General features: G+C 64.3%; 22 protein-coding genes. 3 read left to right on the forward strand and 19 right to left on the reverse strand.

Annotated elements, in window-relative coordinates:
• Positions 1 to 11 precede the first annotated feature (11 nt).
• Positions 12 to 767 carry a Crp/Fnr family transcriptional regulator gene (locus M1E10_RS22145; protein WP_499174929.1) on the forward strand — a complete coding sequence of 252 codons (756 nt, stop codon included), beginning with the start codon at positions 12 to 14 and terminating at the stop codon, positions 765 to 767.
• Positions 768 to 772: 5 nt separating this feature from the next.
• On the opposite strand, the gene M1E10_RS22150 is transcribed toward M1E10_RS22145, so the two are convergent.
• The 13 genes from M1E10_RS22150 to M1E10_RS22210 form a co-directional block, all read right to left on the reverse strand.
• Positions 773 to 1273: a hypothetical protein gene (locus M1E10_RS22150; protein ID WP_499174930.1), complete on the reverse strand. Its 501-nt coding sequence runs from the start codon at positions 1271 to 1273 to the stop codon at positions 773 to 775.
• Positions 1273 to 1611, reverse strand: coding sequence for an ElaB/YgaM/YqjD family protein (locus tag M1E10_RS22155; RefSeq protein WP_499174932.1), 339 nt, complete (start codon positions 1609 to 1611; stop codon positions 1273 to 1275). The genes M1E10_RS22150 and M1E10_RS22155 overlap by 1 nt, the downstream gene beginning before the upstream one ends.
• 264 nt (positions 1612 to 1875) lie before the next feature.
• Complete coding sequence (locus tag M1E10_RS22160; protein ID WP_499174933.1) at positions 1876 to 3270, reverse strand: amidase; 1395 nt, start codon at positions 3268 to 3270, stop codon at positions 1876 to 1878.
• A gap of 24 nt (positions 3271 to 3294) precedes the next feature.
• A complete protein-coding gene (locus M1E10_RS22165) occupies positions 3295 to 4116 on the reverse strand; it encodes an ABC transporter permease (protein ID WP_499174934.1) in 822 nt (273 codons plus the stop codon).
• Positions 4113 to 5060, reverse strand: a complete 948-nt coding sequence (locus tag M1E10_RS22170; protein ID WP_499174935.1) for an ABC transporter permease — start codon at positions 5058 to 5060, stop codon at positions 4113 to 4115. The genes M1E10_RS22165 and M1E10_RS22170 overlap by 4 nt, the downstream gene beginning before the upstream one ends.
• Before the next feature lie 13 nt (positions 5061 to 5073).
• On the reverse strand, positions 5074 to 6570 hold the full coding sequence (locus tag M1E10_RS22175; RefSeq protein ID WP_499177268.1) for an ABC transporter substrate-binding protein: 1497 nt from the start codon (positions 6568 to 6570) through the stop codon (positions 5074 to 5076).
• Between the two features lie 128 nt (positions 6571 to 6698).
• On the reverse strand, positions 6699 to 7448 hold the full coding sequence (locus tag M1E10_RS22180) for an ABC transporter ATP-binding protein (RefSeq protein WP_499174936.1): 750 nt from the start codon (positions 7446 to 7448) through the stop codon (positions 6699 to 6701).
• Positions 7445 to 8290, reverse strand: coding sequence for an ABC transporter ATP-binding protein (locus tag M1E10_RS22185; protein WP_499174937.1), 846 nt, complete (start codon positions 8288 to 8290; stop codon positions 7445 to 7447). The genes M1E10_RS22180 and M1E10_RS22185 overlap by 4 nt, the downstream gene beginning before the upstream one ends.
• Positions 8287 to 9219: an ABC transporter permease gene (locus tag M1E10_RS22190; protein ID WP_499174938.1), complete on the reverse strand. Its 933-nt coding sequence runs from the start codon at positions 9217 to 9219 to the stop codon at positions 8287 to 8289. The genes M1E10_RS22185 and M1E10_RS22190 overlap by 4 nt, the downstream gene beginning before the upstream one ends.
• Complete coding sequence (locus M1E10_RS22195) at positions 9216 to 10211, reverse strand: ABC transporter permease (RefSeq protein WP_499177269.1); 996 nt, start codon at positions 10209 to 10211, stop codon at positions 9216 to 9218. The genes M1E10_RS22190 and M1E10_RS22195 overlap by 4 nt, the downstream gene beginning before the upstream one ends.
• 89 nt (positions 10212 to 10300) lie before the next feature.
• Entirely contained in the window at positions 10301 to 11911 is a 1611-nt protein-coding gene (locus tag M1E10_RS22200; RefSeq protein WP_499174939.1) for an ABC transporter substrate-binding protein, read from the reverse strand.
• A gap of 47 nt (positions 11912 to 11958) precedes the next feature.
• Positions 11959 to 13008, reverse strand: coding sequence for a dipeptidase (locus M1E10_RS22205; RefSeq protein WP_499174940.1), 1050 nt, complete (start codon positions 13006 to 13008; stop codon positions 11959 to 11961).
• Positions 13009 to 13156: 148 nt separating this feature from the next.
• A complete protein-coding gene (locus M1E10_RS22210; RefSeq protein ID WP_499174941.1) occupies positions 13157 to 14074 on the reverse strand; it encodes a LysR family transcriptional regulator in 918 nt (305 codons plus the stop codon).
• A gap of 96 nt (positions 14075 to 14170) precedes the next feature.
• Between M1E10_RS22210 and M1E10_RS22215 the strand changes: the two genes are divergently transcribed.
• Together M1E10_RS22215 and M1E10_RS22220 are read left to right on the forward strand one after the other, a co-directional pair.
• On the forward strand, positions 14171 to 15358 hold the full coding sequence (locus M1E10_RS22215) for an acyl-CoA dehydrogenase (RefSeq protein ID WP_499174942.1): 1188 nt from the start codon (positions 14171 to 14173) through the stop codon (positions 15356 to 15358).
• Between the two features lie 252 nt (positions 15359 to 15610).
• The gene (locus tag M1E10_RS22220; RefSeq protein WP_499174944.1) at positions 15611 to 17047 is read left to right on the forward strand and encodes an NAD-dependent succinate-semialdehyde dehydrogenase; all 1437 of its coding nucleotides are present in this window, start codon (positions 15611 to 15613) and stop codon (positions 17045 to 17047) included.
• 254 nt (positions 17048 to 17301) lie between these two features.
• Here the strand turns inward: M1E10_RS22220 and M1E10_RS22225 are convergent, their stop codons facing one another.
• From M1E10_RS22225 to M1E10_RS22250, 6 genes are all read right to left on the reverse strand, one after another.
• Positions 17302 to 18324: a sulfate/molybdate ABC transporter ATP-binding protein gene (locus M1E10_RS22225; RefSeq protein WP_499174945.1), complete on the reverse strand. Its 1023-nt coding sequence runs from the start codon at positions 18322 to 18324 to the stop codon at positions 17302 to 17304.
• Positions 18321 to 19220 (reverse strand): sulfate ABC transporter permease, encoded by a 900-nt coding sequence (gene cysW / locus M1E10_RS22230; RefSeq protein ID WP_499174946.1) that lies wholly within the window; start codon positions 19218 to 19220, stop codon positions 18321 to 18323. Before cysW ends, M1E10_RS22225 begins: the two co-directional genes overlap by 4 nt.
• Positions 19221 to 19223: 3 nt before the next feature.
• Entirely contained in the window at positions 19224 to 20045 is an 822-nt protein-coding gene (cysT, locus tag M1E10_RS22235) for a sulfate ABC transporter permease subunit CysT (RefSeq protein ID WP_499174947.1), read from the reverse strand.
• Positions 20046 to 20119: 74 nt separating this feature from the next.
• Positions 20120 to 21106: a thiosulfate ABC transporter substrate-binding protein CysP gene (gene cysP / locus M1E10_RS22240; RefSeq protein WP_499174948.1), complete on the reverse strand. Its 987-nt coding sequence runs from the start codon at positions 21104 to 21106 to the stop codon at positions 20120 to 20122.
• Positions 21107 to 21279: 173 nt separating this feature from the next.
• Positions 21280 to 22359, reverse strand: a complete 1080-nt coding sequence (locus M1E10_RS22245; RefSeq protein WP_499174949.1) for an enoyl-CoA hydratase/isomerase family protein — start codon at positions 22357 to 22359, stop codon at positions 21280 to 21282.
• A gap of 15 nt (positions 22360 to 22374) precedes the next feature.
• The gene (locus tag M1E10_RS22250; protein ID WP_499174950.1) at positions 22375 to 23970 is read right to left on the reverse strand and encodes a GMC family oxidoreductase; all 1596 of its coding nucleotides are present in this window, start codon (positions 23968 to 23970) and stop codon (positions 22375 to 22377) included.
• Positions 23971 to 24023: the final 53 nt, after the last annotated feature.

The following is a 24023-nucleotide window of genomic DNA, read 5'->3' on the forward strand; positions in this document are numbered from 1 at the left end:
CTGTGAGTCTCATGGCCAGTCCGAAACCGATCACGCCACCCCGCACGCCTTGTCAGCGGTGCCCGTTACGACAGCGGCCGACATTCCGCGACTTCACTGCCGAGGAACTCGCGTTCGTGTCACGCTTCAAGATTGCGGAGATGCTTGCGGAGCCCGGAATGTCTATCATCGTCGAGGGCGAACAAAACCCCTCGCTCTATACGGTGCTCAGTGGCTGGGGATTCCGCTACAAGATCCTCGAAGACGGTCGGCGTCAGATCCTGAACTATGTTCTCCCCGGCGACATGATCGGCCTGCAGGGCAATGTGATGGCGGAAATGCAGCACTCGGTCGAAGCGCTGACGCGCATGACGCTCTGTACTTTCGAGCGGGACAAGTTCCCTACCCTTTTTCGCAACCATCCCTCGCTGGCGTTCGACATCACCTGGATCGCCTCGCGCGAGGAATCGATGCTCGACGAACATCTTCTGAGCATCGGGCGGCGAAGCGCGCGGGAAAGGGCGGCCTATCTGCTGGCTTTTCTGGATACGCGCAGCAGGGCGGCGATGGAAGGAAGCGGTGGCGACCACCAGCTGCCGCTCACGCAGCAGCATGTCGCCGATACGCTGGGGCTTTCCCTCGTCCACACCAACAAGACCTTGCGGACACTCATCGACGGCGGATTGATCCGTTGGCTTGATCGGGGATCTCAGGTCATCGACCCGGAAGGGCTTTATCGTGTCGCGGGATGGCGGCCGCCCGCCGAAGGCGCACGGCCGTTCATCTGATCGAACTACAGTCGGGTATCCATGCCCGGTCCCGGAGGCGGTCCCTGGCGAGGGCGCTGCTGCAGCATCGCTGCGATCCCGTCCATGTTACGCATGGCGAGGAAGCCGAGCCCTCCGGCGACTGCCAGGACGGCAAGCGGGCGCGACTTCAGCACGAGCGGCAGGAAAGACACTGCAGCTGTTGCCAGCAAGGCCTTGCTGCCGCTGCTGGCAGCCGTTTCCCGCCGCCTCTTCTCCTCCGCACGGGCGCCGAGACGCGCTGCCAGGAGAAGCACAAGCGCCAGGAACATCGCGCCACCAGCCACCGCGAGCAGAGCACCCGCCGCGCCGAGTTCTTCTGCAAGAACCACTGCCCCGGCGGCGACCAATGCGAAATAGGCCGTCAGGCTGAACAGCAGCACCAGAGCATAGATCACCAGGTTGCGACGCAGGCGGTTGATGAACAGCCCCACGTCCACCGAGGCGAACGACGCCATAAGCGGCGCCAGTCTGGTCAGCATCAGCATCAGCGGCGCGCCAGCATCGCGATCAGGAAGCCGACGCCGGCGGCCATGGCAACCGACTGCAGCGGGTTCGTCCGGATCTTGCGCTCCAGGTCCTTCTCCATCGACAGAGCATGTTCGCGAGCGGCTTCGACCATCTGCATGGAGGCTTCCGTTGCGTCATTGGTAGCCCTGCGGACGCGGACACGATAGTCGTCAGCCTTCTCCGAACCAACGGCAGCGACGCTGCGAGCCAGAGCCGCAATGTCTTCGCGCAGCTGCTGGATCTGGATCTCGACGTCCTTCGTGGAAGACGTTCCAGCCATGTTGGTGGGATCGTTTGGTGCGTTAACCGGTGCCATATCGTTCTCCTGTTTCGATCGCGACCAAGGTTATTGATCGGAACTGTGCAAATCTTGAGCTAGGTCAAAGGAAGTTAAATAGGTAAAGCAAGGCAATCACGGGAATAGGAATACCTACGAGCCAGAGCAGGATACCGCGCATAACATTCTCTCTCCGACCGGACATGATTACGTCGCGTGGCGCGACCGCCTCACGCTGCAAGCAGTGAACGCCGTTGCCACGATTTTGTTCCAGGACCACGATCGGTGGCGCTTACCTTGCTCTCAGTCGCCTGCGAGCTCCGGCCACGCCGTCACTCCGCCGCTCCACCGTTCAAAAGCCTGCGCGAGCTTCAGGACCAGAAGGTCGCCGAAGCGTGGCCCGATGATCTGCAGCCCAATGGGCATGCCGGAGGTGGAGAAACCGCAGTTGATCGACGCAGCCGGCTGTTCCGACATGTTCCAGGGCACTGTGAAGGCAATATGTTCGAACGGCTGCAAGGGATCATTCGTCGGCGATGCCCATTCCGCCGGATAGGAGACGATCGGATTGGTCGGCGACAGGACCGCATCGACCTGCGAAAACAGCGTGCTGCAGGCACGGCGCATCTCGATCGTTCGGTCGAACCCGCGCACCGCCTCGACGCCGGACACGCTCCTGCCACCCTCCGCCCACTGGAAGATGTAGGGGAGGATCATCGCCTTGCGCGCGTCGGGGAGCTTTTCGATCTGGCCCCAGAAGCGCGCGCGCCAGAAAACGTCCAGCCCGTCGAGCATTTCCCGTGTCAGCACCGGCTCCACCGGCACCACCACGGCGCCGGCCTCCTCGAAGCGCCGGGCAGCGGACAGAACGGCCTCTTGAACATCCGCATCCACGGCAAGCCCAACCCCAGCATCCATCATCAGGCCGATCTTCATGCCCTTCACGTCGAGATCGAGGTCCAGCCAGTCCAAATCATTGGGTTCCAGAGCTGTTCCGTCGCGCCAGTCCGGACGCGAAAGTGTCGGCATGGAGATGGCGGCATCTTCGACGGCGCGCGTCATCGGGCCTGCACAGCGGCCCAGATAATAGGGATCGACCGGAATGCGCCCATGGCTCGGCTTGAAGCCGAAAATGCCGGTCCAGCCGGCCGGCAGGCGCACCGAACCGCCAATGTCCGTGCCGATGTGAAGCGGCCCGAAACAGGCGGCAGCCGCCGCCGACGCCCCGGCGCTGGAACCGCCGGGATTCTGGCTGAGGTCCCAGGGATTTCGCGTCAGCGGATGAAAGCTCGACAGGCCGGAGGAGAGCATTCCATAGTCGGGACATGTGGTCTTGGCGAAGATGATCGCCCCGTCCTGCCGCAGCCGGGCAGCGGCCGGTGCATCCTCGGCGGCAGGCACCAGGTCCACGGCTCTTGTTCCCATCGGCACCGGGTCGCCCTTCGTGGCGATCAGTTCCTTGACCGTCACCGGGATCCCGTCGAGCGGCCCCAGGGTCTCGCCCCTCGCCCAGCGTCGTGTCGATGCCTCTGCCTGCGAGCGGGCGGCCTCCGGATCGTAGAGGTAGAGTGCCTGCACCTTGGGCTCGGCAGCCGCGATACGGGCCTCCACCGCCTGCCAGTATTCCGCCGGTGAGAGGCTTCTCTTTCGATAGAGCCCGAGAATTTCACGGATGGTCAGCTTCAGGAGATCGTTCATGGCAAAGGTCTTTTTCAAAAAAAATCAGGGATTGTTCCGGGGGTCGAGCAGATCGCGAAGGCCGTCGCCCAGCATGTTGAGGCCGAGCACCGCAAGGACGATCGACAATCCAGGCAGGATCGCCAGCCAGGGCGCCTGGCCAAAGAAGGTCTGGCTGTCTGCAAGCATCCGGCCCCAGCTCGGCGCGGGCGGTGACAGCCCCAGCCCGAGGAAGGAGAGACCCGCCTCCGTCAGGATGGCAAGGCCAAGCTGGATCGCCACCTGAACGATGATCTGGTTGGCGATGTTGGGGAGGATGTGAAAGAGCGTGATCTTGGTTCTGGAACGACCGATGCCGATCGCCGCAGCCACATAATCGCGCGCCCAGATCTGCCGCGAAGCCGCCAGCGTCAGGCGGGCAAAGACGGGCACCATGAACACACCGATGGCGATGACCACCGTGAAACGGCCGGCACCGATGAAGGCCCCGAGCACCATCGCCGAAAGGATCGGCGGAACGGCAAAGACGATATCGCAGAGCCGCATGACACAAAGCTCGAACAGGCCGCGCCACATGGCGGCTGTAGTTCCGACCACCGTGCCGGCGAAAGCACCGATGGTGACGGCCGCGAAAGAAATCGACAGAGAGTTCCAGGCACCCGCCATCAGCATCGAGGCGACGTCGCGGCCGAACTGGTCCGTGCCAAGAAGGCCCGCCTCAAGCGGCGGCTTCAGTCGCTGGACGATGTTCATCTGGGACGGTGGCACCGGCGTCCAGACCAGGGACATCAATGCCACCGCGAGCAGCGCCAGCGTGATCACGGCACCGATCAGCAACACCGGGCGGCGGGAAACCCTTGTGTTCACGCAGGAACCCTCAGTCTCGGATCGAGGACGAGATAGGCGAGATCGACGACAAAGTTCATCACAATCACCAGAGCTGAAAAGAACAGCACGACGTCCTGCATGACGATGATGTCGCGCTGCGCGAGCGACTGGTAGGCAAGCCGGCCAAGGCCCGGCAGGTTGAAGACATTCTCGACAAGCACCGCCCCGGCGATCAGGAAGGTGAACTGCAGGCCAATCATGGTGACGACCGGGATCAGTGCGTTGGGCAGCGCATGCCGCCACACCGCGCTTCGATCGCTCAGGCCCTTTGCCCGCGCGGTGCGGACGAAATCCTCGTTCATCACCTCCAGCACTGCAGCCCGCGAGACGCGGGTAAGGACGCCGGCCTGCGGCAGCGCCAGCGCCACCGCCGGCAGGAGCAGGGCCTGAAACCCGGCGAGGAAGCCTGCGTCCCAGCCCGGAAATCCGCCGGCTGGCATCCAGCCGAGCGTGGTCGAGAACAGGACGATCAGGAGAAGCCCGACCCAGAACGCCGGCACGGCGATGCTGACATAGGAGATGGCACCGGCAAGCAGGTCGAACGGCCCGTTGTGCCGGTAAGCCGCCTGCACGCCGAGCGGCACCGCGATGGCGATCGACAGCGTGACGGCCATCAGCGCCAGCGGCAGCGTCACCCAGAGCCGCTCCGCGATCAGGTCAGCGACCGGCACACCATAGGTGTAGGACTGACCGAGGTCGCCTTGAAACACCCCCGCCAGCCACGCGAGGTAGCGGACGGGAAGCGGCTGGTCTAGGTCCATCTGCGTCCGCAGGGCAGCCAGTGTCTCGGGCGTCGCCGACGTCCCCAGCATGATCGCCGCCGGATCGCCCGGCAGAAGATCCATGACCGTGAAGATCAGCAGCGAAACCACCAGCAGCGTGACGAGCAGGCTTGCGACCTGGCGGGTGAGGATGGCGATCAAGACGACGCGGCCCTTACTCTTCCCAATGCACCTCGCTCAGCACATTGGAGGGGATTGGCTCGTTTTCCCACAGACCGTCCAGCTTCTTGTTCCAGACACCGAGCTTCGGCATGACGAACAGGAAGAGCGCCGGAACGTCTTCCGCGAGGATCTTCTGCGCCTCGCCGTAGAGCGCTTCTTGCTCGACCGGATCGGAGGTCGCCTCGATCCGCTGCAGGACCTCGTTGAAGGCGGGGTTCTTGTAGTTGAAGTAGTAGGGATCGCGCGCATAGATATCGATATCCATGGGCTCGGCATGGGCGACGATCGTCATGTCGTAATCGGCCGCCTTCAGCACGTCCGCCACCCATTTGGCCGGAAATTCGGTCGTCTCAATCTCCATCGTGACGCCGATCTGCGCAAACAGGGCCTGCAGGATCTGCGAGGTGCGCTGCGCATAGGCCATCTGCGGCGCCTTGATGGTGAAGGAGAAGCCGTCGGGAAAGCCGGCATCCGCCAAAAGCGCCTTGGCCTTCTCAAGATCGAAGGGATGAACGCCGGTCATGTCCTGGTAACCGCGATCATTCGGCGTATAGTGGCTGCCGATCGGCGTCCCGTAACCCGACCAGGCCCCGTCGACGATCATCGACCGGTCGACCGCCATCATCAGCGCCTGCCGGACCCGCTTGTCGGAGAAAGGCGCGCGCGCATTGTTCATGCCGGCGACGACCTTCAGCTCCGTATTGCCGATGACCGTTTCCAGGGTCTCGTGATCCTCGAAGGAGGACATGAGTTCCGGCGCGCCGAATTCGGGGAACGCGTCGACATCGCCAGCCTGCAGCGCCGCCGCCTGCGCCTGCGGATCGTTGATGAAGCGGAACGTCGCCGCCTCCAGCTCAGCCGCCCCCTCCTCGCTCCAGTAGTCCGGATTTCTTTCCAGCTGCACGCTGGCGCCCTTCGCCCAGTTGACGAATTTAAATGGCCCGGTGCCGACAGGCGTGGTCTTGTTGTCGTCCGCGGACTGAGGTTCGACCATCACGGACGAGGGCCACCCCAGCCAGTAGAGCAGGCTGCCGGCCGGCTGCGTCAGCTTCAGCACCAGCGTTAACGGATCCGGTGTCTCCACGGCTTCGATCGAGGCAAAGTAACGCTTCTGCGGATTGACAGAATCGCTGCCGCGGGCCCGGTCGATCGCAAACTTGGCGACCGAACTGTCGAAGGCGACGCCGTTGTGGAAGGTGACGTCCGGGCGCAGCTTGAAGGTATAGGTCTTGCCGTCCTCGGAGATCTCCCAGCTCTCGGCGAGCTGTGGCTGCACATCGCCGTTCCGGTCGATCGTCGTCAGCCCCTCGAAGATGTTCTGCCAGGTCACCTGACCGATCGCGACGGGAGCGGCAACCGTCGGATCGAGGCCGGCTGGCTCGATGGCCATCCCGATGCTGACGTCGGTCCTCGGCGCGGCCATGGCAGGAAGGGCAGAAAAGCCCGCGCCCAGGGCGACCGCTGCAGCGATCAGGCTATGCCGCGACATTGCCCACCAGAAACCACTTTCCTGCATAGCCGATGTTCCCCTTGTTCTGTCCACGATCGGATGATTAGGTGTCAGTTTACGGTGATATTGCCGATGCACAATGGAAATCTATTGCATCGCACCAAGCGCTAGTCGCGGCGAAAACCTGCGCTGGCGACCAGTAGCTGGCGGGTGTATTCAGCCGAGAACTGCCGCTTTTCCAGCGCCTCCACGGGCACCGTCTCGACCACCTCGCCGGTTTTCATCACCGCCAGCCGCTCGCACATGTGACTGATGACGCCGAGATCGTGGCTGACCATGACGAAGGTGAGGTCCCGGTCGCGCCGGGCCTGCTCGAGAAGGTTGAGGATTTCAGCCTGGATCGAGGCGTCGAGCGCCGATGTCGGCTCGTCCAGCAGCATGATGGAGGGCTCGACGATCAGCGCCCTTGCGATTGCGACCCGCTGCCGCTGGCCGCCCGAAAGCTGGTGCGAATAGCGGAAGCGGAAACCGGAGCCGAGGCCGACCTCGTCCAGCGCCCGCGCGATGCGCGCGTCGACATTGTCGAAACCGTGGATGATCAGCGGCTCGAGCAGCAGCCGGTCCACCGTCTGGCGCGGATGCAACGAACCGTAAGGGTCCTGGAAGACCATCTGGACCGTCCGGTAGAACTCCTTGTCGCGCTGGCGCCCGCTGTAGGGACGTCCGTTGACCGTAAGGCTGCCCTCCTGGAAGCCGGCGAGCCCGGTCACGGCGCGCAGCAGCGTTGATTTCCCGGAGCCGGATTCGCCGACGATGCCGAAGGATTCGCCCTTCGCCACCTCGAGGCTGACGTGGTTCAGCGCCGCGAAGTCCTCATAGAGCACGAGCATGTTGTCGATCGAGAGAGCCGTCGTCACAGTGTCCACTCCGGCTTGCGTTCCAGGACCGGCAGCGGATGGCGGTTGCCGCCGATCTGCGGCAGACAGTTCAACAGGCCCTGCGTATAGGGATGTTGCGCATCGTGCAGGTTGGCGGCGGAAAGCTCCTCCACCACCTTGCCCGCATACATCACCAGCACCCGGTCGCAGAAGGTGGAGACAAGGCGCAGGTCGTGGGAGATGAAGATCAGCCCCATGCCGCGTTCCGATACAAGCTTGTCGAGGATGTCGAGCACCTCCAGCTGCACGGTGACGTCGAGCGCCGATGTCGGCTCGTCGGCAATCAGGAGATCCGGTCCGCAGACCAGCATCATGGCGATCATCGCCCGCTGTCCCATGCCGCCGGAAACCTCGTGCGGATAGAGATCGAAGACCCGCTCCGGATCGCTGATTTGGACCGCTTCCAGCATGGCCAGAACCCGCGTCCGCGCCTCGGCTCGGCCGATGGATTCATGGGTCTTCAGCGTCTCGACGATCTGGCGCCCGATCGTCATCACCGGGTTCAGTGAGTACTTCGGGTCCTGAAGGATCATCGCCAGGCGCTTGCCGCGCAGCATGCGTCGCTCCTTGCCCGGCATGGTCAGGAGATCGCGGTCGCCGAAACGCAGCGTTTTGGCCGTCACCTGCGCCTGCGATGGCGTCAGCCCCATGATGGCGCGGCCGGTCTGCGACTTGCCGGAACCGGATTCGCCGACGATGCCGAGCCGCTCGCGGCCGAGCGTGAACGAGACGCCGCGCACGGCCTCCACCATGCCCGTGCGGGTCGGGAAGCGGACGCGCAGGTCGTCGACCGTCAGGAGCGTCGTATCGGAAGCCGTCATTGCCCGGCCTCCTTCGGGTCGAGCGCGTCGCGCAGGCCGTCGCCCAGCAGGTTGAAGCCGAGGCTGACGATCAGGATGGCAAACCCGGGCATGGCGGCGACCCACCACTGGTCAAGAATGAAGCGGCGGCCGGACGCGATCATCGCGCCCCATTCCGGGAGCGGCGGCTGGGCGCCGAGGCCCAGGAAGCCGAGACCGGCGGCCGTCAGGATGATGCCCGCCATGTCGAGAGTCACGCGCACAATCAGCGACGACAGGCAGAGCGGCATGACGTGCCGCAGCACGATGCGAAACGGCGAGGCGCCCATGAGCTGCACCGCAGAGATGAATTCCGAATTCCGGAAGGTCATGGTCTCGGCCCGCGCGATGCGCGCATAGGGCGGCCAGGAGGTGACGGCGATGGCGAGGATGGCGTTCTCGATGCCCGGCCCGAGCGCGGCCACCAGCGCCAGCGCCAGGACGAGCTTCGGGAAGGCGAGGAAGATGTCGGTGATCCGCATCAGCACGGCATCGACCCAGCCGCCGGCATAACCGGAGATGGTGCCGACGATCAGCCCGACAGGCGCGGCGATGATGGCGACCAGCACGACGACGAGAAGCGTCAGCCGCGAGCCGTGGATCAGCCGTGAGAGGATGTCCCGCCCCTGGTCATCCGTCCCGAGCAGATAGCCCTCCGCCCCGGGCGGCAGGAGGCGTGCGTTGCGCAGGTCGCCCTGCAGCGGATCATGCGGCGCCAAGACGTTGGCGAACGCGGCAGTCAGCAGCAGCGCGATGATGATCACCAGGCCGACAAGCGCCAGCCGGTTTTCCGCGAAACGCCGCCAGACGACATAGGCGCGGCCGAGGCTCGCCTGACGGCGCGAGGCCGGTCGGTCCGACAGGAGCCAGTCCCGGCTGTAGGGCTTGGGAGCAGTATCCATGGTGCTCATCGGCTGCGCGTCCTTGGATCGAGCGTCCGGTAGAGAAGGTCGGACAGGAGATTGATGGCGACGAAGACCGCGCCGATGACCACCGTGCCGCCGAGCACCGCGTTCATGTCGGCGTTCTGCAGCGAGTTGGTGATGTAGAGGCCAAGTCCCGGCCAGGAGAAGATGGTCTCGGTCAGCACCGAACCTTCCAGCAGGCCCGCATAGGAGAGCGCAATCACCGTCACCAGGGGCACGGCGGCATTGCGCAGCGCATGGAACCAGATGATGCGGGTCTCCGACAGTCCCTTTGCGCGCGCCGCGACGATATACTCCTGGCCGAGCTCGTTCAGCATGAAGGAGCGCGTCATGCGGCTGATGTAGGCGAGCGAGAAATAGCCGAGCAGCGATCCCGGCAGGATGATGTGGCGGAAGAGGTCCCAGACGACGGCCCATTCCCGTTGCAGGATGGCGTCCACCAGGTAGAAGCCGGAGTTCGGCGTGAAGGTATATTCGTAGACGATGTCCATCCGGCCCGGATAGGCTACCCAGCCGAGCTTGGCATAGAACAGCACCAGCGCCAGCAGCCCGAGCCAGAAGATCGGCACGGAGTAGCCGACAAGCCCGATGACCCGCACCACCTGGTCGGCGATGCTGCCGCGCTTGACGGCGGCCAGGACGCCGAGCGGGATGCCGAGCACCGCCCCGATGATCGTGCCGATCGTGGCAAGTTCGATGGTTGCCGGGAAGACCCGCAGGATGTCCGATAGCACCGGATTGGTGGTCAGCACCGAGGTGCCGAAGTCACCGGACAGGACCTGTTTCAGGTAGATGTAGAACTGCTGGTAGAGCGGCAGGTCGAGGCCGAGGTCGAGCCGGATACGTTCGACCACATGCTGGGGCGCCCGGTCGCCGACAATGGCCAAGACCGGATCGATGGGGATGACCCGGCCGATGAAGAAGGTGACGGCGAGGAGACCGAAGAGGGTCGTCACCGCCATCACCACGAAGCGCATGAGCGCCGATGCAAGGGGATGCACCCGCCTCCGGTTGCGGCGGGTGACTGGAAGAATATCCGGGAGAGCCAAAGATGTGTCCTCTCAGGCTATTCCTTCGAGACCGGCGCGAGCAGATTGGTGTCGAAGCTCGGGCCGAGGTTGTAGCCTTCAACGTTGGCACGGTGCGCCGCCACTTCCGTCTGCTGAAAGACGATCACGAACGGGCCGGTTTCCAGCACCTGCTTCTGCAGATCCTTGTACATGTCGGCACGCTTGGTCTCGTCGCGCTCCAGGAGCGCTGCCGCCGTCTGCTGTGTCAGCTCCGGGATGTCCCAGGCATTGCGCCATGCCAGCGGCTTGGCGGCAGCTTCATCTGCATTGTCGGGATTGGCCGCGAACGTATCGGCGTTCGAATGGGGATCCCAGTAGTCCGTGCCCCACTGGCCGATATACATGTCGTGGTTGCGTGCGCGATACTTCGTCAGCGTCTGCTTGCCGTCGCCGGGAATGATGTCGAGCTTGACGCCCGCCTGTGCGAAGGTCTGCTGGACGGATTCGGCAATGCCGGTGACCGGCTGGGTGTTGCGCACGTCCATGGTGACGGAGAAGCCATCGGCCAGACCGGCCGCTGCCAGCAGTTCCTTCGCCTTCTCCACGTCCAGCTTGTAGGGATTGCTGTCTAGCGAGCCGAGCATGCCCTTCGGCAGGAAGGTCTGGTGGATCTCGCCGATCCCCTTGATGAAGGTCGCGCCGATCGCGTCGTAGTCGACCAGATACTTCAGGGCCTCGCGCACTTCCGGCTTGGCCAGGTTTTCGTTCTTCTGGTTGAGGCTGAAGTAGTAGACGGTGCCCTTGGGAGCGGAATCGGTGGCGATCTCGGCATTGCCGGAGATGGCTTCCAGGTCACCGGGCTCGAGGTTGCGGGCGATGTCGATGTCGCCGGCCTCCAGCGCCAGCCGCTGGCCCGAGCTTTCCTTCATGTGCCGGTAGATGGCGCGCTTCAGCTTCGCCTTTTCGCCGTAGTAGTTGTCGTTGCGCTCCAGGACGAGGATCTCGTTGGCGCGCCACTGCATCATCTTGAACGGGCCGGAGCCGGCGTAGTTCGTCTTCAGCCAGCCGTTGCCGAAATCATTCTCCGCCACGTGTTCCATGAGCAGCGTCTTGTCGACGATCGAGGCGACGTTCGCCGTCAAGCAGTTGAGGACGAAGCTCGGCGCATAGGCCTTGTCGACGGTCAGGACGAAGGTCGAGGCATCGGTGGCCTTGGCCTTCTCGGTGACGTTTTCGGCCGTCAGGCCGAACTGGGTCAGGATGAAGGCTGGTGACAGATCGAGCTTGACGGCGCGCTCGAAGCTGTAGGCGACGTCCTCGGCCGTGATCGGGTTGCCGGACGCAAAGGTGAGGTCGGGCTTCAGCGTGAACGTGTAGGTCAGCGCATCGTCCGAGACGGTCCAGCTGGCCGCGATGCCGGGTGTGACCTTCGACGTGTCGTTGATGTCGAGGTTGACCAGGTTGTCATAGGTGTTGCCCATGATCTCGCCGGCAGAGATTTCGAACGCCTCGCCCGGATCAAGCGAGATGATGTCGTCGATCGCCCAGGCAAGCACCAGCGTGTCGGGAGGCGTCTCCGCAAAGGCCTGTGGTGCGGCGGCCAGGAGCAGCGACAAGGCTGCACCGGATGCCAGCAGGCGCGCGCGCTTGTTCAGCAAATTGATCATTTTCTTATTCCCCTTTTTGGTGGTTTGCTTGTTGTTGTGGTCGCCGGCTATTCGTGCCAGGCCGACGCCATGATCCTCAGCCAATTCTCCCGGCAGATCTTCTTCAAGTCGGCATCAGCGTATCCCGCGTCCCGGAGCGCCGCAACCAGATTTTGATTGCCCGCAGCGTCACTTATCTCCTCCGGGATCGAGGCTCCGTCGAAGTCCGAGCCGAGCGCGACATGGTCGATGCCGAGCTTTTCGACCAGATAGTCCATGTGCCGGACCATGTCGGACAGCGGCGTCTGCACATCGTCGCGACCATCCGGACGCAGCATCGTCACGGCGTAGTTCAGCCCGACGAGGCCGCCGCTCTCCTTGATAGCATCGAGCTGCCTGTCGTTCAGATTGCGCGCCACCGGCGTCAGCGCATGGACGTTGGAATGGCTGGCGACCAGCGGCTGGTCCGTGGTCTTCGCCACGTCCCAGAAGCCCTTTTCGGTAATGTGGGCAAGGTCGATCAGGATGCCGAGCCGGTTGCAGGCCCGCACCAGGTCGAAACCGGCCTCCGTCAGGCCCGGTCCCGTATCCGGATCCATCGGGTAGGCAAATGGAACGCCGTGGCCGAAGATGTTGTGGCGGCTCCAGACCGGCCCGAGCGACCGCAGGCCGGCCGCGTAGAAGACCTCGAGATTGTCGAGGTCGGGATCGAGCGCCTCGCAGCCCTCCATGTGCAGGACGGCGGCAAAGACGCCCTCGTCCATCGCGGCCCGGACATCCGCCGTCGACCGGCAGAGGCGCCAGCCGCCCGCCCGCTCCAGGCGAAGCGCGATCGCCGCCTTCTCCAGGGCGACCTCAAGCGACGGGGCAAGCGGCAGAGGGTCGGACAGCGGCGTGACGTAGTGGCCGTTCTCGTCGGGGTCCTTGAGGATCAGTTCGCCGGATGGGATGTAGATGGCGCAGAAGCCGCCCGCGAGCCCGCCCTTCCGGGCACGCGGCGCGTCGATATGGCCCTCGGTCGTGCCGTTGATGAATTCGGCGACCGGATCTCCCCCCGCCTTCATCGTCCGCCAAAGCCGCAGGAGCACGTCGTTATGGCCGTCGAACACCAGTTCCATCGGTAGGTCCTAAATGTGGGTGAAAAGCGCCTGAAGTGAATGTTGGCGCGATCCTAGCGCCCGCTTCGCCGACCGCAAGAGGGAAATCAGCTCCTCCTGCGGCAATTTTAGGCATCCTTCCTCAGCGTGCAAAACAAAGGCACCACCCCTACCACGCCATGACCTCCCCTCGGTAGCGCTCCACCTCCTCCAGCAGCCAGGACCGGAAGGCGACTACGGGCCGGAAGTCCGTCTTCGTCAGCGGCGCCACCGCATAGTAGGCGCTGGGTGAGCGGACTTGATGGGCATAGGCCTGCACGATCTGCCCGCTTGCCAGTTCAGAGTCGACGAGGAAGAGCGGCATCAGCGCCACCCCCAGCCCCGCCGCGCAGGCCTGCCCGACGCTGGAGAACTGCTCGAACCGCATCCCTTGGGAACTGGCGCCGGACAGGCCGAGGCTCTGGAACCAGTGGCTCCAGGCGCCCGGACGCGAGGCCATGTGCAGGAGCGGCAGCGCCAGCATGTCCTCCGGCCGCTCGATCGGATGAGCGGCGAGGAAGCCGGGACTGCACACCGGCGCCACCATCTCCTCCATCAGGAAGGTGCAATCGGCGCCTGGCCAGTCGGCCTGACCGATGTGGATCGCCATGTCGATGCCGTCGCGATCGAAGTCGAAGATGCCGATGCGGGTCGCGAAGTTCAGCGTGATCTCCGGATGCCGTGCGACGAAACCGGGGATCCGCGGCATCAGCCAGCGCGTCCCGAAGGTCGGCAGGATGGCAAGGTTCAGCGTATCGCTATGCCGTTTGGTCATGGCCTGAAGGGAGGCGGAGCGGATTTGCGACAGCGCCGCGCCGACGGCCTTGGCGTAGTCTGCACCCGCGGAAGTCAGCACCACGCCGCGGCTGGTGCGCTCGAACAGCAGCACGCCGATCTGGTCCTCGAGCCCGGAAACCTGCCGGCTGATGGCGCCCTGCGTCAGGGAGAGCTCCTCCGCGGCAGCCGAAAAACTGCGCAGCCGCGCCACCGATTCGAAGGCGGCAAGGGCAGCGGTGGAAGGCAGAAGGCGACGGCTGAGGCTTGTCATCGCCTATTACTATCAATCATGGCAGGATGAGTAAACGCGGCTTGCTGCAAGGCGTCGCCTCGCGGATAATCCAGAGACAAAACCGGAGGTACGATTGTGAGCGCACGCGCGGCATTTTCCTGGGAAGATCCCTTTCTTCTCGAAGACCAACTGACGGACGAGGAGCGGATGATCCGCGACGCCGCGGCCGCCTTCGGCAAGTCCGAACTCCTGCCGCGGATACAGGAAGCCTACCTCAACGAGACCACCTCTCCGGAGCTCTTCCGCCTGATGGGCCACGCCGGCCTGCTCGGCGTCACCCTGCCGGAAAAATACGGCGCAGCCGACGCCGGCTATGTCGCCTACGGCCTCGTCGCCCGCGAAGTGGAGCGCATCGATAGCGGCTATCGCTCGATGATGAGCGTGCAGTCCTCGCTCGTCATCTACCCGATCTTCGCCTACGGCTCCGAGGAGCAGAAGGACAAGTATCTGCCGGGACTGGTCTCCGGCGAACTTATCGGCTGCTTCGGCCTGACCGAGCCGGATGCCGGCTCCGATCCGGGCGGCATGAAGACGCGCGCCGAAAAGATCGAAGGCGGCTACCGCCTCAGCGGCAACAAGACCTGGATTTCCAACGCGCCGATCGCCGATGTCTTCGTGGTCTGGGCAAAATCCGAGGCCCACAACAACGAGATCCGCGGCTTCGTGCTCGAAAAGGGCATGAAGGGACTGTCGGCCCCGAAGATCGGCGGCAAGCTGTCGCTGCGCGCCTCCGTCACCGGCGAGATCGTCATGGAGGGAGTCGAGGTCGGCGAGGAAGCCCTGCTTCCGAACGTCTCCGGTCTGAAAGGACCCTTCGGCTGCCTCAACCGCGCCCGCTACGGCATCTCCTGGGGTGTCATGGGGGCAGCGGAAGACTGCTGGTTCCGGGCCCGCCAGTACGGGCTCGACCGCAAGCAGTTCGGCAAGCCTTTGGCCGGCATGCAGCTCTACCAGAAGAAGCTCGCCGACATGCAGACGGAGATCGCGCTCGGACTGCAGGCCTCGCTCAGGGTCGGTCGCCTGATGGACGAACACCGCATGGCGCCGGAGATGGTCTCGATCGTCAAGCGCAACAACTGCGGCAAGGCGCTCGATATCGCCCGCCAGGCCCGCGACATGCACGGCGGCAACGGCATCCAGATCGAATACCACGTCATGCGCCACGCGCAGAACCTGGAAACGGTCAACACCTACGAGGGCACGCATGACGTCCACGCCCTGATCCTCGGCCGCGCCCAGACCGGCATCCAGGCGTTTTTCTGAGACGACCCTTGTACCGGCAGCGCCAAGACTGCCGGTACATCGTCTGGCGACGCACCGTCTTGGATCGGTCGCCAGGAACTCCTATGTAGGAGCAGTGACGGAAATCTCCGTTGCAGGCTGGAGCCGGACGACGGCATCAGCCATCCCGCCTCCTGTCAGCGCCGCCATCCGTCCTCCTCCCGGACCTGGCCAGCGCTGATATCCTGTCCGCCCCTTTCCGGCGGCGGCTTCTAAATATGAAGGTGCAATGCCATGCATTCCTATCCCGACGTCCAGCTTTTCATCAATGGTACATGGCGCGACGCCGTCGGCGGCGAGACGCTGCCGGTCTCCGATCCAGCCACGGAAGAAGTGATCGGCAAGATCGCCCATGCCCGCCCCGCCGATCTCGATCTGGCGCTGGAAGCGGCCGACAAGGGCTTCAAGGTCTGGCGCGAGACCTCGCCGCTGGAACGCTCGAAGATCATGCGCAAGGCGGCCGAGCTGCTGCGTGAACGGGCCGATACCGTGGCCTACATGATGACGCGCGAGCAGGGCAAGCCGCTGGCCCAGTCGAAGGCTGAGATCCTCGGCGCAGCCGACACCATCGACTGGTTTGCGGAAGAAGGCCGCCGCACCTACGGCCAGATCATTCCCTCGCGCTTCAGCGGCGTGTCGCAGATGACGGTGAAGCTGCCGATCGGCCCGGTCGCCGCCTTCACGCCCTGGAATTTCCCGATCAACCAGATCGTCCGCAAGCTGTCGGCGGCGCTCTGCACCGGCTGCTCGATCATCGTCAAGGCACCGGAGGAAACCCCGGCCTCGCCAGCCGAGTTGATCCGCGCCTTCGCAGATGCCGGCGTTCCGGCAGGCGTCGTCAACCTCGTCTACGGCATCCCGGCCGAGATCTCCGAATACCTGATCCCGCATCCGGTGATCCGCAAGATCTCGTTTACCGGCTCGACCCCGATCGGCAAGCATCTCGCCGCACTCGCCGGCAAGCACATGAAGCGTGCGACGATGGAACTCGGCGGCCATGCTCCGGCGATCATCTTCAATGACGCCGACCTGGAGAAGGCGATCGAAGTGACGGCCGGCGCGAAATTTCGCAATGCCGGACAGGTCTGCGTGGCCCCGACGCGCTTCCTCGTGCAGGACGGCATCGCCGACCGTTTCGTGGAAGGTTTCATCAAGGCGTCGCAGGCGATCAAGGTCGGCAACGGTCTGGAAGACGGCGTCACCATGGGGCCGCTCGCCAACGAGCGCCGCATTCCGGCCATGGAAGACATGATCCACGATGCCGTCTCCAAGGGTGCTGAACTGCGCACCGGCGGCAAGCGCATCGGCAACAAGGGCTATTTCTTCGAGCCGACCGTGATGACCGACGTGCCGACGACGGCGAACATGATGAACGAGGAGCCCTTCGGACCGCTCGCAATCATCAACCGCTTTTCGGATCTCGACGAAGCGATCGGCGAAGCCAACCGCCTGCCGTTCGGTCTTGCATCCTACGCCTTTACCGGTTCGGTAAAGACGGCCCACGCGCTGAGCCGCCAGATGGAAGCCGGCATGCTGACGATCAACCACAACGGCCTGTCGATCCCGGAAGTGCCCTTCGGCGGCATCAAGGATTCCGGCTACGGCACGGAGGGCGGTTCGGAAGCGGTCGAAGCCTATCTGGAGACCCGTTTCGTCACCCAGATGAACTGAGGCTTCTGCAGATTGCCAGACAGCAAAGCCGGAGATTCATTCTCCGGCCTCAGCAGGGGCGAGTGCTGTCTGCTTGTCTTCTCCCCAGCGGGGAGAAGGTGGCGCGTCGCGCCGGATGAGGGGGCATTGGAGATGAAATCTATGGCTTCGCCCCCCTCATCGCCTCGCATTCGCTCGGCACTTCTCCCCGTTGGGGAGAAGAGGGCATGTACCGGCACCGCAAGTTGCCGCTGCGGAATGGCCGACCCCTTTGGTCAGCCGGCGGCAAACACCTGGGCGCGCCGCAGCGTCACATAGCCCTGCTGGCCGGCCCGCACCGCAAGCTCCGGCTCGACGTCGAACTCCAGATGCTCGCCGGTGGTGGTGATGGCGATGACCCGGCGTCCGCCCGGACGGTCCAGCACACGGGTGACCGATGCGGCAATCCCGGGTCCGGTTTCCGACCAGGCGAGATCGCCGGGACGGGCATAGACTTCCGCCGCGCCGTTCGCGACGCCGTCGGCTGCGATTGCCGCGCCGTCGGCATAGGCCACGCCGCCGCGCACCTCGGCAGAGAGCCGGTTGGTATCGCCGAGGAAGCGCGTCACGAAGGCCGAGCCCGGTTCCCGGCAGACCTGCTCCGGCGTCCCCTGCTGCACCACCTGTCCCTGATTGAGGATCACCACCCGGTCGGCGAGATCGAGCGCCTCCTCCTGGTCGTGGGTGACGAACAGCGTGGTGATGCCGAGTTCGTCGTGGATCTCGCGCAGCCAGCGCCGCAGATCGCGGCGCACGGCGGCATCCAGCGCCCCGAAGGGCTCGTCGAGCAGCAGCACCTTCGGATCGACCGCCAGCGCCCGTGCAAGCGCCACGCGCTGCCGCTGTCCGCCGGAAATCTGCGCCGGGAAGCGGTCTCCGAGCCCTTCCAGCTGGACGAGCCGCAGCAGATCGTCGACCCGCGCCGCGATCGCCGTCTTCTCGCGCTTCACCTTCGAGACCTTCATGCCGAAGGCGATGTTCTCCTGCACCGTCATGTGCGGGAAGAGCGCATAGTGCTGGAAGACAAAGCCGACGCCGCGGTCGCGCACCGGAATGTCGGTGGCGTCCTGATCGCCGAAATAGATATGGCCACCATCGGCGAACTCGAGGCCGGCGACCATCCGCAGGATGGTGGTCTTGCCGGAACCGGAGGGACCGAGCAGCGCCACCAGTTCCCCGCTCTCGATCTCCAGCGAGACGTCGCGCACGGCACGGAAGGTGTCGAAGGTCTTGACCACGTGGTCGAGGCGGATCTTCATGGCTTGGGCTCCGCAGCAGGAATGGCCGGGGTGGTGAGCGCGGGACGTCGGACGCGGCCGGCCCCCTGTCGCTCCAGCGCCACCTTGGCGATGATGGTGATGACGGCGATGATGGCCAGGATCGATGCCGAGGCAAAGGCGCCGGCCGCCTGATAGTCGTGATAGAGAAGCTCGATGTGCAGCGGCAGCGTGTTCGTCTGCCCGCGGATATTGCCGGAGACGACGGAGACGGCGCCGAACTCGCCCATGACACGGGCGTTGCAGAGCACGACGCCGTAGAGAAGCGCCCACTTGATGTTGGGCAGCGTCACCGAGAAGAAGGTGCGCCAGCCCGAGGCACCAAGCGAGGTCGCCGCCTCCTCGAGGTCCCGGCCCTGTGCCTGCATCAGCGGGATGAGCTCGCGCGCCACGAAGGGTGCCGTGACGAACATCGAGGCCAGCACGATCCCCGGCAGGGCAAAGAGAACCTTGATGTCATAGGCCTCGAAGAACGGACCGAAGAAGCCCTGCAGGCCATAGACGAAGAGATAGGCGACGCCCGCGACGATCGGCGAGATGGAGAACGGGATCTCGATGACCACGAGCAGCAGGCGGCGGCCAGGGAAATCGAACTTGGTGATCGCCCAGGCGGCGGCGACCCCGAAGATCGTGTTGATCGGCACGGCGATCAGCGCCGTGACGACGGTCAGGAAGATCGCGTGGCGCGTGTCGGGATCGGCGAGCGTCGAGGCATAGACCCGCCAGCCTTCGGAGAAAGCCTCGAAGCCGATGACGATGAGCGGCGCCAGCACCAGAAGCGCGCCGAGGATCAGCACGATGCCGATCATCAGGCGCCGGAACAGCGGGGTGTCGCCAACGCGCGGCGGCTTGCGACGGAATGATGGCACAGCGGACATGGGTCAGCCCTTCATCGTATAACGCAGGGCACGCGACTGCAGGATGTTGGTGATCGCGAGCATCAGGAAGGCGGTGATGAGCAGGACGGAAGCAATCGCCGCGGCTGCCTGGTAGTCGTATTCCTCCAGCCGGATGAAGACGAGGAGCGCCGTGATCTCCGTGGACATCGGCTGATTGCCGGCGATGAAGATGATGGCGCCGAATTCCCCCAGCGAACGTGCAAACGACAGGGAGAGACCCGCCAGCAGGGCCGGCGTCAAGATCGGCAGGATGACCTTGCGAAAGATCGCCCAGTCCGATCCCCCCAGCGATTGGGCGGCCTCCTCGAGCGCCGGATCCAGATCCTCCAGCACCGGCTGCACGGTTCGAACGATGAACGGCAGGCTGGTGAAGCACATCGCCACCATGATGCCGAGCGGCGTGTAGGCCACCCGGATGCCGAGATCGGAGAGGATAGAGCCGAACCAGCCGTTCGTCGCAAACAGCGCCGTCAGCGAGATGCCGGCGACAGCAGTCGGCAGGGCAAAGGGCAGATCGACGATCGCGTCGACGATCCGCCAGCCGGGAAACTTGTAGCGTGTCAGCACCCAGGCGAGCGCCAGGCCGAAGACCAGGTTGAAGGCCGTCGCCGCCAGCGCCGACAGCACCGTCACACGGTAGCTTGCAACGGCACGCGGCGAGGAGATGATGGCCCAATAGTCGCTCGGGCCGAGGCTCGCTGCCTTGATGATCAAGGCCGCCAGCGGCAGAACCACGATCAGGCCGACATAGAAAAGCGTGACACCGAGCGACAGCGACAGCCCTGGCAGAACATTGCGTCTCAAGCGAAGTCCCCTGTCCTTGCACACAAAACCCGACGGCGGGAAGCCGTCGGGATCGCAGTGGTGATAACGAAGACTTAGCGGTTGCCGTAAAGCTTGTCGAGCGTGCCGCCGGAAGCGAAGTGTTCTTCCTGAATCTTGTCCCAGCCGCCAAAGACGTCGTCGACGTTCACCAGGCGGATCTCCGGGAACTGGTCCTTGAATTCGGCCGACACCGTTTCGTTGTGCACGCGGTGACCGAATTCAGCCGCGATCCGCTGACCTTCTTCCGTGTAGAGGAAGTCCAGATAGGTCTTGGCAAGGTCACGCGAGCCGCGCTTGTCGACCACCCTGTCGACCACCGCAACCGGGAATTCCGCCAGCAGGCTGACCGAAGGCACGACCGTGTCGAACTTGTCTTCGCCGTACTGCCTGGCGATCGCACGGGTTTCCGCCTCGAAGGTGACGATCACATCGCCAAGCTCACGCTCGACGAAGGTCGTCGTCGCGGCACGTCCACCGGTGTCGAACACCGGCACGTTATCGAAGATCTTTGCGACGAATTCCTCGACCTGCTCCTCATCGCCATCGAAGGCCTCTTTGGCGTAGGCGACCGCTGCGAGGTAGGTGTAGCGCGCATTGCCGGAGGTCTTCGGATTGGGGAAGATCACCTGCACGTCGTCGCGCGCCAGATCGTTCCAGTCCTTGATGTTCTTCGGATTGCCTTCGCGCACCAGGAAGGACGGGAAGGAGTAGAAGGGCGAGGCATCATTTGGGAAATCCTGCTGCCAGTCGTCCGAGACGAAACCCTGCTTCACCAGGAAGTCGATGTCGGTGACCTGGTTGAAGGTCACGACATCCGCTTCAAGCCCCTCGACGATGGCGCGCGCCTGCTTGGACGTGCCGGCGTGCGACTGGTCGATGGTGACGCCCGGATGGGCCTTGATGAAGGCCTCGTTCTCGGCCGCGAAGATCTCGCGCGCGATGTCGTAGGATGCGTTGAGGAGCGTGGTCGGCGCCTGCGCGAAGGCCGGCGCGGCGAAGAGAGAGGCAACAGCGGTGCCGAGGAGCAGGAGGCGGTTCATGAAAGTCTCCGGAATTCGTTGATGATCGGAAACTAGCGGCAGCGGCGCCCGACAGCGAGAAACCAGCAACCCGATTGCGGGAGACCTGTAGAAATTCCGTTCGTCTTGAAGCGGCTGCGGCGACAGTTCTCCCGCGGCTACGGGAATTGAGCGCAGCCCGGCGAAATTCTGTCCTAAAGCCGATGGTCGGGAAACAGCGTGCCGTGACGCCCGGCAAAGTAGACGTCGATGATCTCCCGGCCAACCTCCTGCAGCGTGGCCGGAGACCATTGCGGATTGCGGTCCTTGTCGATGATTGCCGCGCGCACGCCCTCGTAGAAATCGTGGTGGCGCAGGATCTCGACACCGGCGGCAAATTCCCGCTCCAGGCATTCCACCAGCCCGGAACTGTCGCGGCCCGCCCGCAGCAGGCGTAGCGTCAGCTTCAGGCTGGTCGGCGAACGCTTGCGGATGGCCTCGCGCGTCCGGCTCGCGAAGTCACCCTCTTCCGCATCCAGCGCGACCATGATCTCCTCGACGGTGTCGTGGACAAAGCAGCGGTCGATGACGGCATGGTTCCACTGCAGTTCGCTGTCACCCGGCGAAACAGCAAATGACCGGAGGATAGCTTTCACCGCCGCATCGTCGGCATCGGCGGCAAGCGCTCCCAGCGCCTGGACGAGCTTCGGCAGTTCGTCGGATGGAACGGAGACATCGGCGAGCCCGGCGAAGATCGCATCCGCGGGCGTCACCTCCAGGCCGGTCAGTCCCATCCAGGTCCCGACTTCGCCCGGCGCCTTCGGCAGAAGCCAGCTTGTCCCGACATCCGGAAAATAGCCGATCCCTGTTTCCGGCATCGCCAGCCGCGTCCGCTCCGTCACCACCCGATACCGGCCGTGCGCCGAAAGCCCGACGCCGCCGCCCATGGTGATGCCGTCCATCAGCGCCACATAGGGCTTCGGATAGTGGGCAATGGCATAGTTCAGCGGAAATTCCTCGCGCCAAAAACCCGTCGCCTCCGCGTCGTCCGCCTTGCCCATCTCGAACAGCACGCGGATGTCGCCGCCGGCACAGAGCCCGCGATCGCCCTCCCCCGCCAGGACAACGCAGGAGACGGAGGCATCCTCCGCGGCATCGTCAAGTGCTGCGCGGATGGCGCGGACCATGGACAGGTTGATGCTGTTGAGCGCCTTCGGGCGATTGAGGCGGATGACCGCCGCGGAGCCGACGCGGTCTAGGATGACGTCGTCACTGCTGATCGTCGGTTCCTGCATGGCGGGCCTCCCCTGTCACCGGTTGTCGGCCAGAATCATTTCCGCCGCCTTCTCGGCGATCATGATAGTCGGCGAATTGGTGTTGCCGGAAACGATATTCGGCATGATCGAGGCATCCGCGACCCTGAGCCGCCCCAGCGCCCGCAGCCGCAGCCGCGGGTCGACGACGCTATCCGGATCTGCGCCCATGCGCACCGTACCAACAGGATGGAAGATAGTGGTGCCGATCTCGCCAGCTGCCCGCTCCAGGTCCTCGTCGGTCTCATAGCTCGGCCCCGGCTTGTATTCTTCCGGATGATAGCGCGCGAAGGACGGTTCCGAGACGATCCTGCGGGTGAGCCGCATGGCCCGCACGGCCACGTCCCGGTCGGAGGGCGTCGACAGATAGTTCGGTCGGATGGCGGGTGCGGCGACAAAATCGGCGCTCTTTACGTGCACAGATCCGCGGCTGTCCGGCCGCAGGTTGCAGACGCTCGCTGTCATCGCCGGAAAGCCGTGGACCGGGTCGCCGAACTTCTCCAGCGATACCGGCTGGATGTGATACTGCAGGTCCGGCGTTTCCTTATCGGGGCCGGAGCGGGTGAATAGGCCGAGCTGGCTCGGCGCCATCGACATCGGCCCGGACCGCCGGAAGGCATATTCCAGCCCGATGGCTGCCTTGCCGAGCCACCGAGAGGCCTTCTCGTTCAGCGTCGGCACGCCCGTCACCTTGTAGACCATGCGAAGCTGCAGGTGGTCCTGCAGGTTCTCGCCCACGCCCTTCACCTCCCGGACAACCTCGATGCCGGCCTGCTGCAGCACGTCGCCGCGGCCGATTCCGGACAGTTCGAGGATCTGCGGCGAGCCGATCGATCCGGCACTAAGGACAGTTTCGCGCGCCGCAAAGGCCCGCTTGGTGACGCCCATATGCTGGAATTCGACGCCGCGAACCTCGCCCTCCTCGACGATCAGCCGCCGCGCCTGCGCCTTCGTCAGCACGGTGAGGTTGGGCCGGTTGCGCGCCGGGCGCAGGAAAGCCTTGGTGGTATTCCAGCGGATGCCCGAGCGCTGGTTGACCTCGAAATAGCTCGACCCTTCGTTGGAGCCGCGGTTGAAGTCTTCCGTAATCGGAATGCCCGCCTCCTCGGCCGCCTTCTGGAAGGCGTCGAGGACGGCCCAGCGTACGCGCGATTTCTCCACCCGCCATTCACCGCCGCTGCCATGCAGGTCGTCGCCGCCGCCGTGGTGGTCCTGGGACTTGATGAAATAGGGCAGCACGTCGTCCCAGCCCCAGCCCTCACAACCCATCTGCCGCCACAGGTCGTAATCGCGTGCCTGGCCGCGCATGTAGATCATGCCGTTGATCGAGGAACAGCCGCCGAGAAGCTTGCCGCGCGGATAGGAGAGCGCCCGACCGTTCAGCCCCTCCTCCTTCTCCGTCACGAAACACCAGTCGGTGCGCGGATTGTTGATGCAGTAGAGATAGCCGACGGGGATATGCACCCAGTGGTAATTGTCGGTGCCGCCAGCTTCCAGAAGCAGGACGCGGTTACGGACATCGGCCGACAATCGGTTGGCCAGCACGCACCCGGCACTGCCCGCGCCCACCACGATGTAGTCGTATCGGTCCATCTCTGTCTCCAAAGACCCTCCGCTCCCGCAGACGACCGTCTGCGATCCGGACT

This window comes from Rhizobium sp. PK7-22, assembly GCF_056530405.1.

Coding starts and splice junctions, on each gene's coding strand:
- M1E10_RS22205 (WP_499174940.1), bottom strand. CDS start 13,008: ATGGAACTGGTGTTCGACGGCCATAACGACGTGCTCCTGCGGCTTTGG.
- cysP (WP_499174948.1), bottom strand. CDS start 21,106: ATGAACCGCCTCCTGCTCCTCGGCACCGCTGTTGCCTCTCTCTTCGCC.
- cysW (WP_499174946.1), bottom strand. CDS start 19,220: ATGTCCGCTGTGCCATCATTCCGTCGCAAGCCGCCGCGCGTTGGCGAC.
- M1E10_RS22155 (WP_499174932.1), bottom strand. CDS start 1,611: ATGGCACCGGTTAACGCACCAAACGATCCCACCAACATGGCTGGAACG.
- M1E10_RS22190 (WP_499174938.1), bottom strand. CDS start 9,219: ATGAGCACCATGGATACTGCTCCCAAGCCCTACAGCCGGGACTGGCTC.
- M1E10_RS22210 (WP_499174941.1), bottom strand. CDS start 14,074: ATGACAAGCCTCAGCCGTCGCCTTCTGCCTTCCACCGCTGCCCTTGCC.
- M1E10_RS22195 (WP_499177269.1), bottom strand. CDS start 10,211: ATGCGCTTCGTGGTGATGGCGGTGACGACCCTCTTCGGTCTCCTCGCC.
- M1E10_RS22220 (WP_499174944.1), top strand. CDS start 15,611: ATGCATTCCTATCCCGACGTCCAGCTTTTCATCAATGGTACATGGCGC.
- M1E10_RS22225 (WP_499174945.1), bottom strand. CDS start 18,324: ATGAAGATCCGCCTCGACCACGTGGTCAAGACCTTCGACACCTTCCGT.
- M1E10_RS22175 (WP_499177268.1), bottom strand. CDS start 6,570: ATGTCGCGGCATAGCCTGATCGCTGCAGCGGTCGCCCTGGGCGCGGGC.
- M1E10_RS22250 (WP_499174950.1), bottom strand. CDS start 23,970: ATGGACCGATACGACTACATCGTGGTGGGCGCGGGCAGTGCCGGGTGC.
- M1E10_RS22150 (WP_499174930.1), bottom strand. CDS start 1,273: ATGCTGATGCTGACCAGACTGGCGCCGCTTATGGCGTCGTTCGCCTCG.
- M1E10_RS22160 (WP_499174933.1), bottom strand. CDS start 3,270: ATGAACGATCTCCTGAAGCTGACCATCCGTGAAATTCTCGGGCTCTAT.
- M1E10_RS22145 (WP_499174929.1), top strand. CDS start 12: ATGGCCAGTCCGAAACCGATCACGCCACCCCGCACGCCTTGTCAGCGG.
- M1E10_RS22200 (WP_499174939.1), bottom strand. CDS start 11,911: ATGATCAATTTGCTGAACAAGCGCGCGCGCCTGCTGGCATCCGGTGCA.
- M1E10_RS22245 (WP_499174949.1), bottom strand. CDS start 22,359: ATGCAGGAACCGACGATCAGCAGTGACGACGTCATCCTAGACCGCGTC.
- M1E10_RS22185 (WP_499174937.1), bottom strand. CDS start 8,290: ATGACGGCTTCCGATACGACGCTCCTGACGGTCGACGACCTGCGCGTC.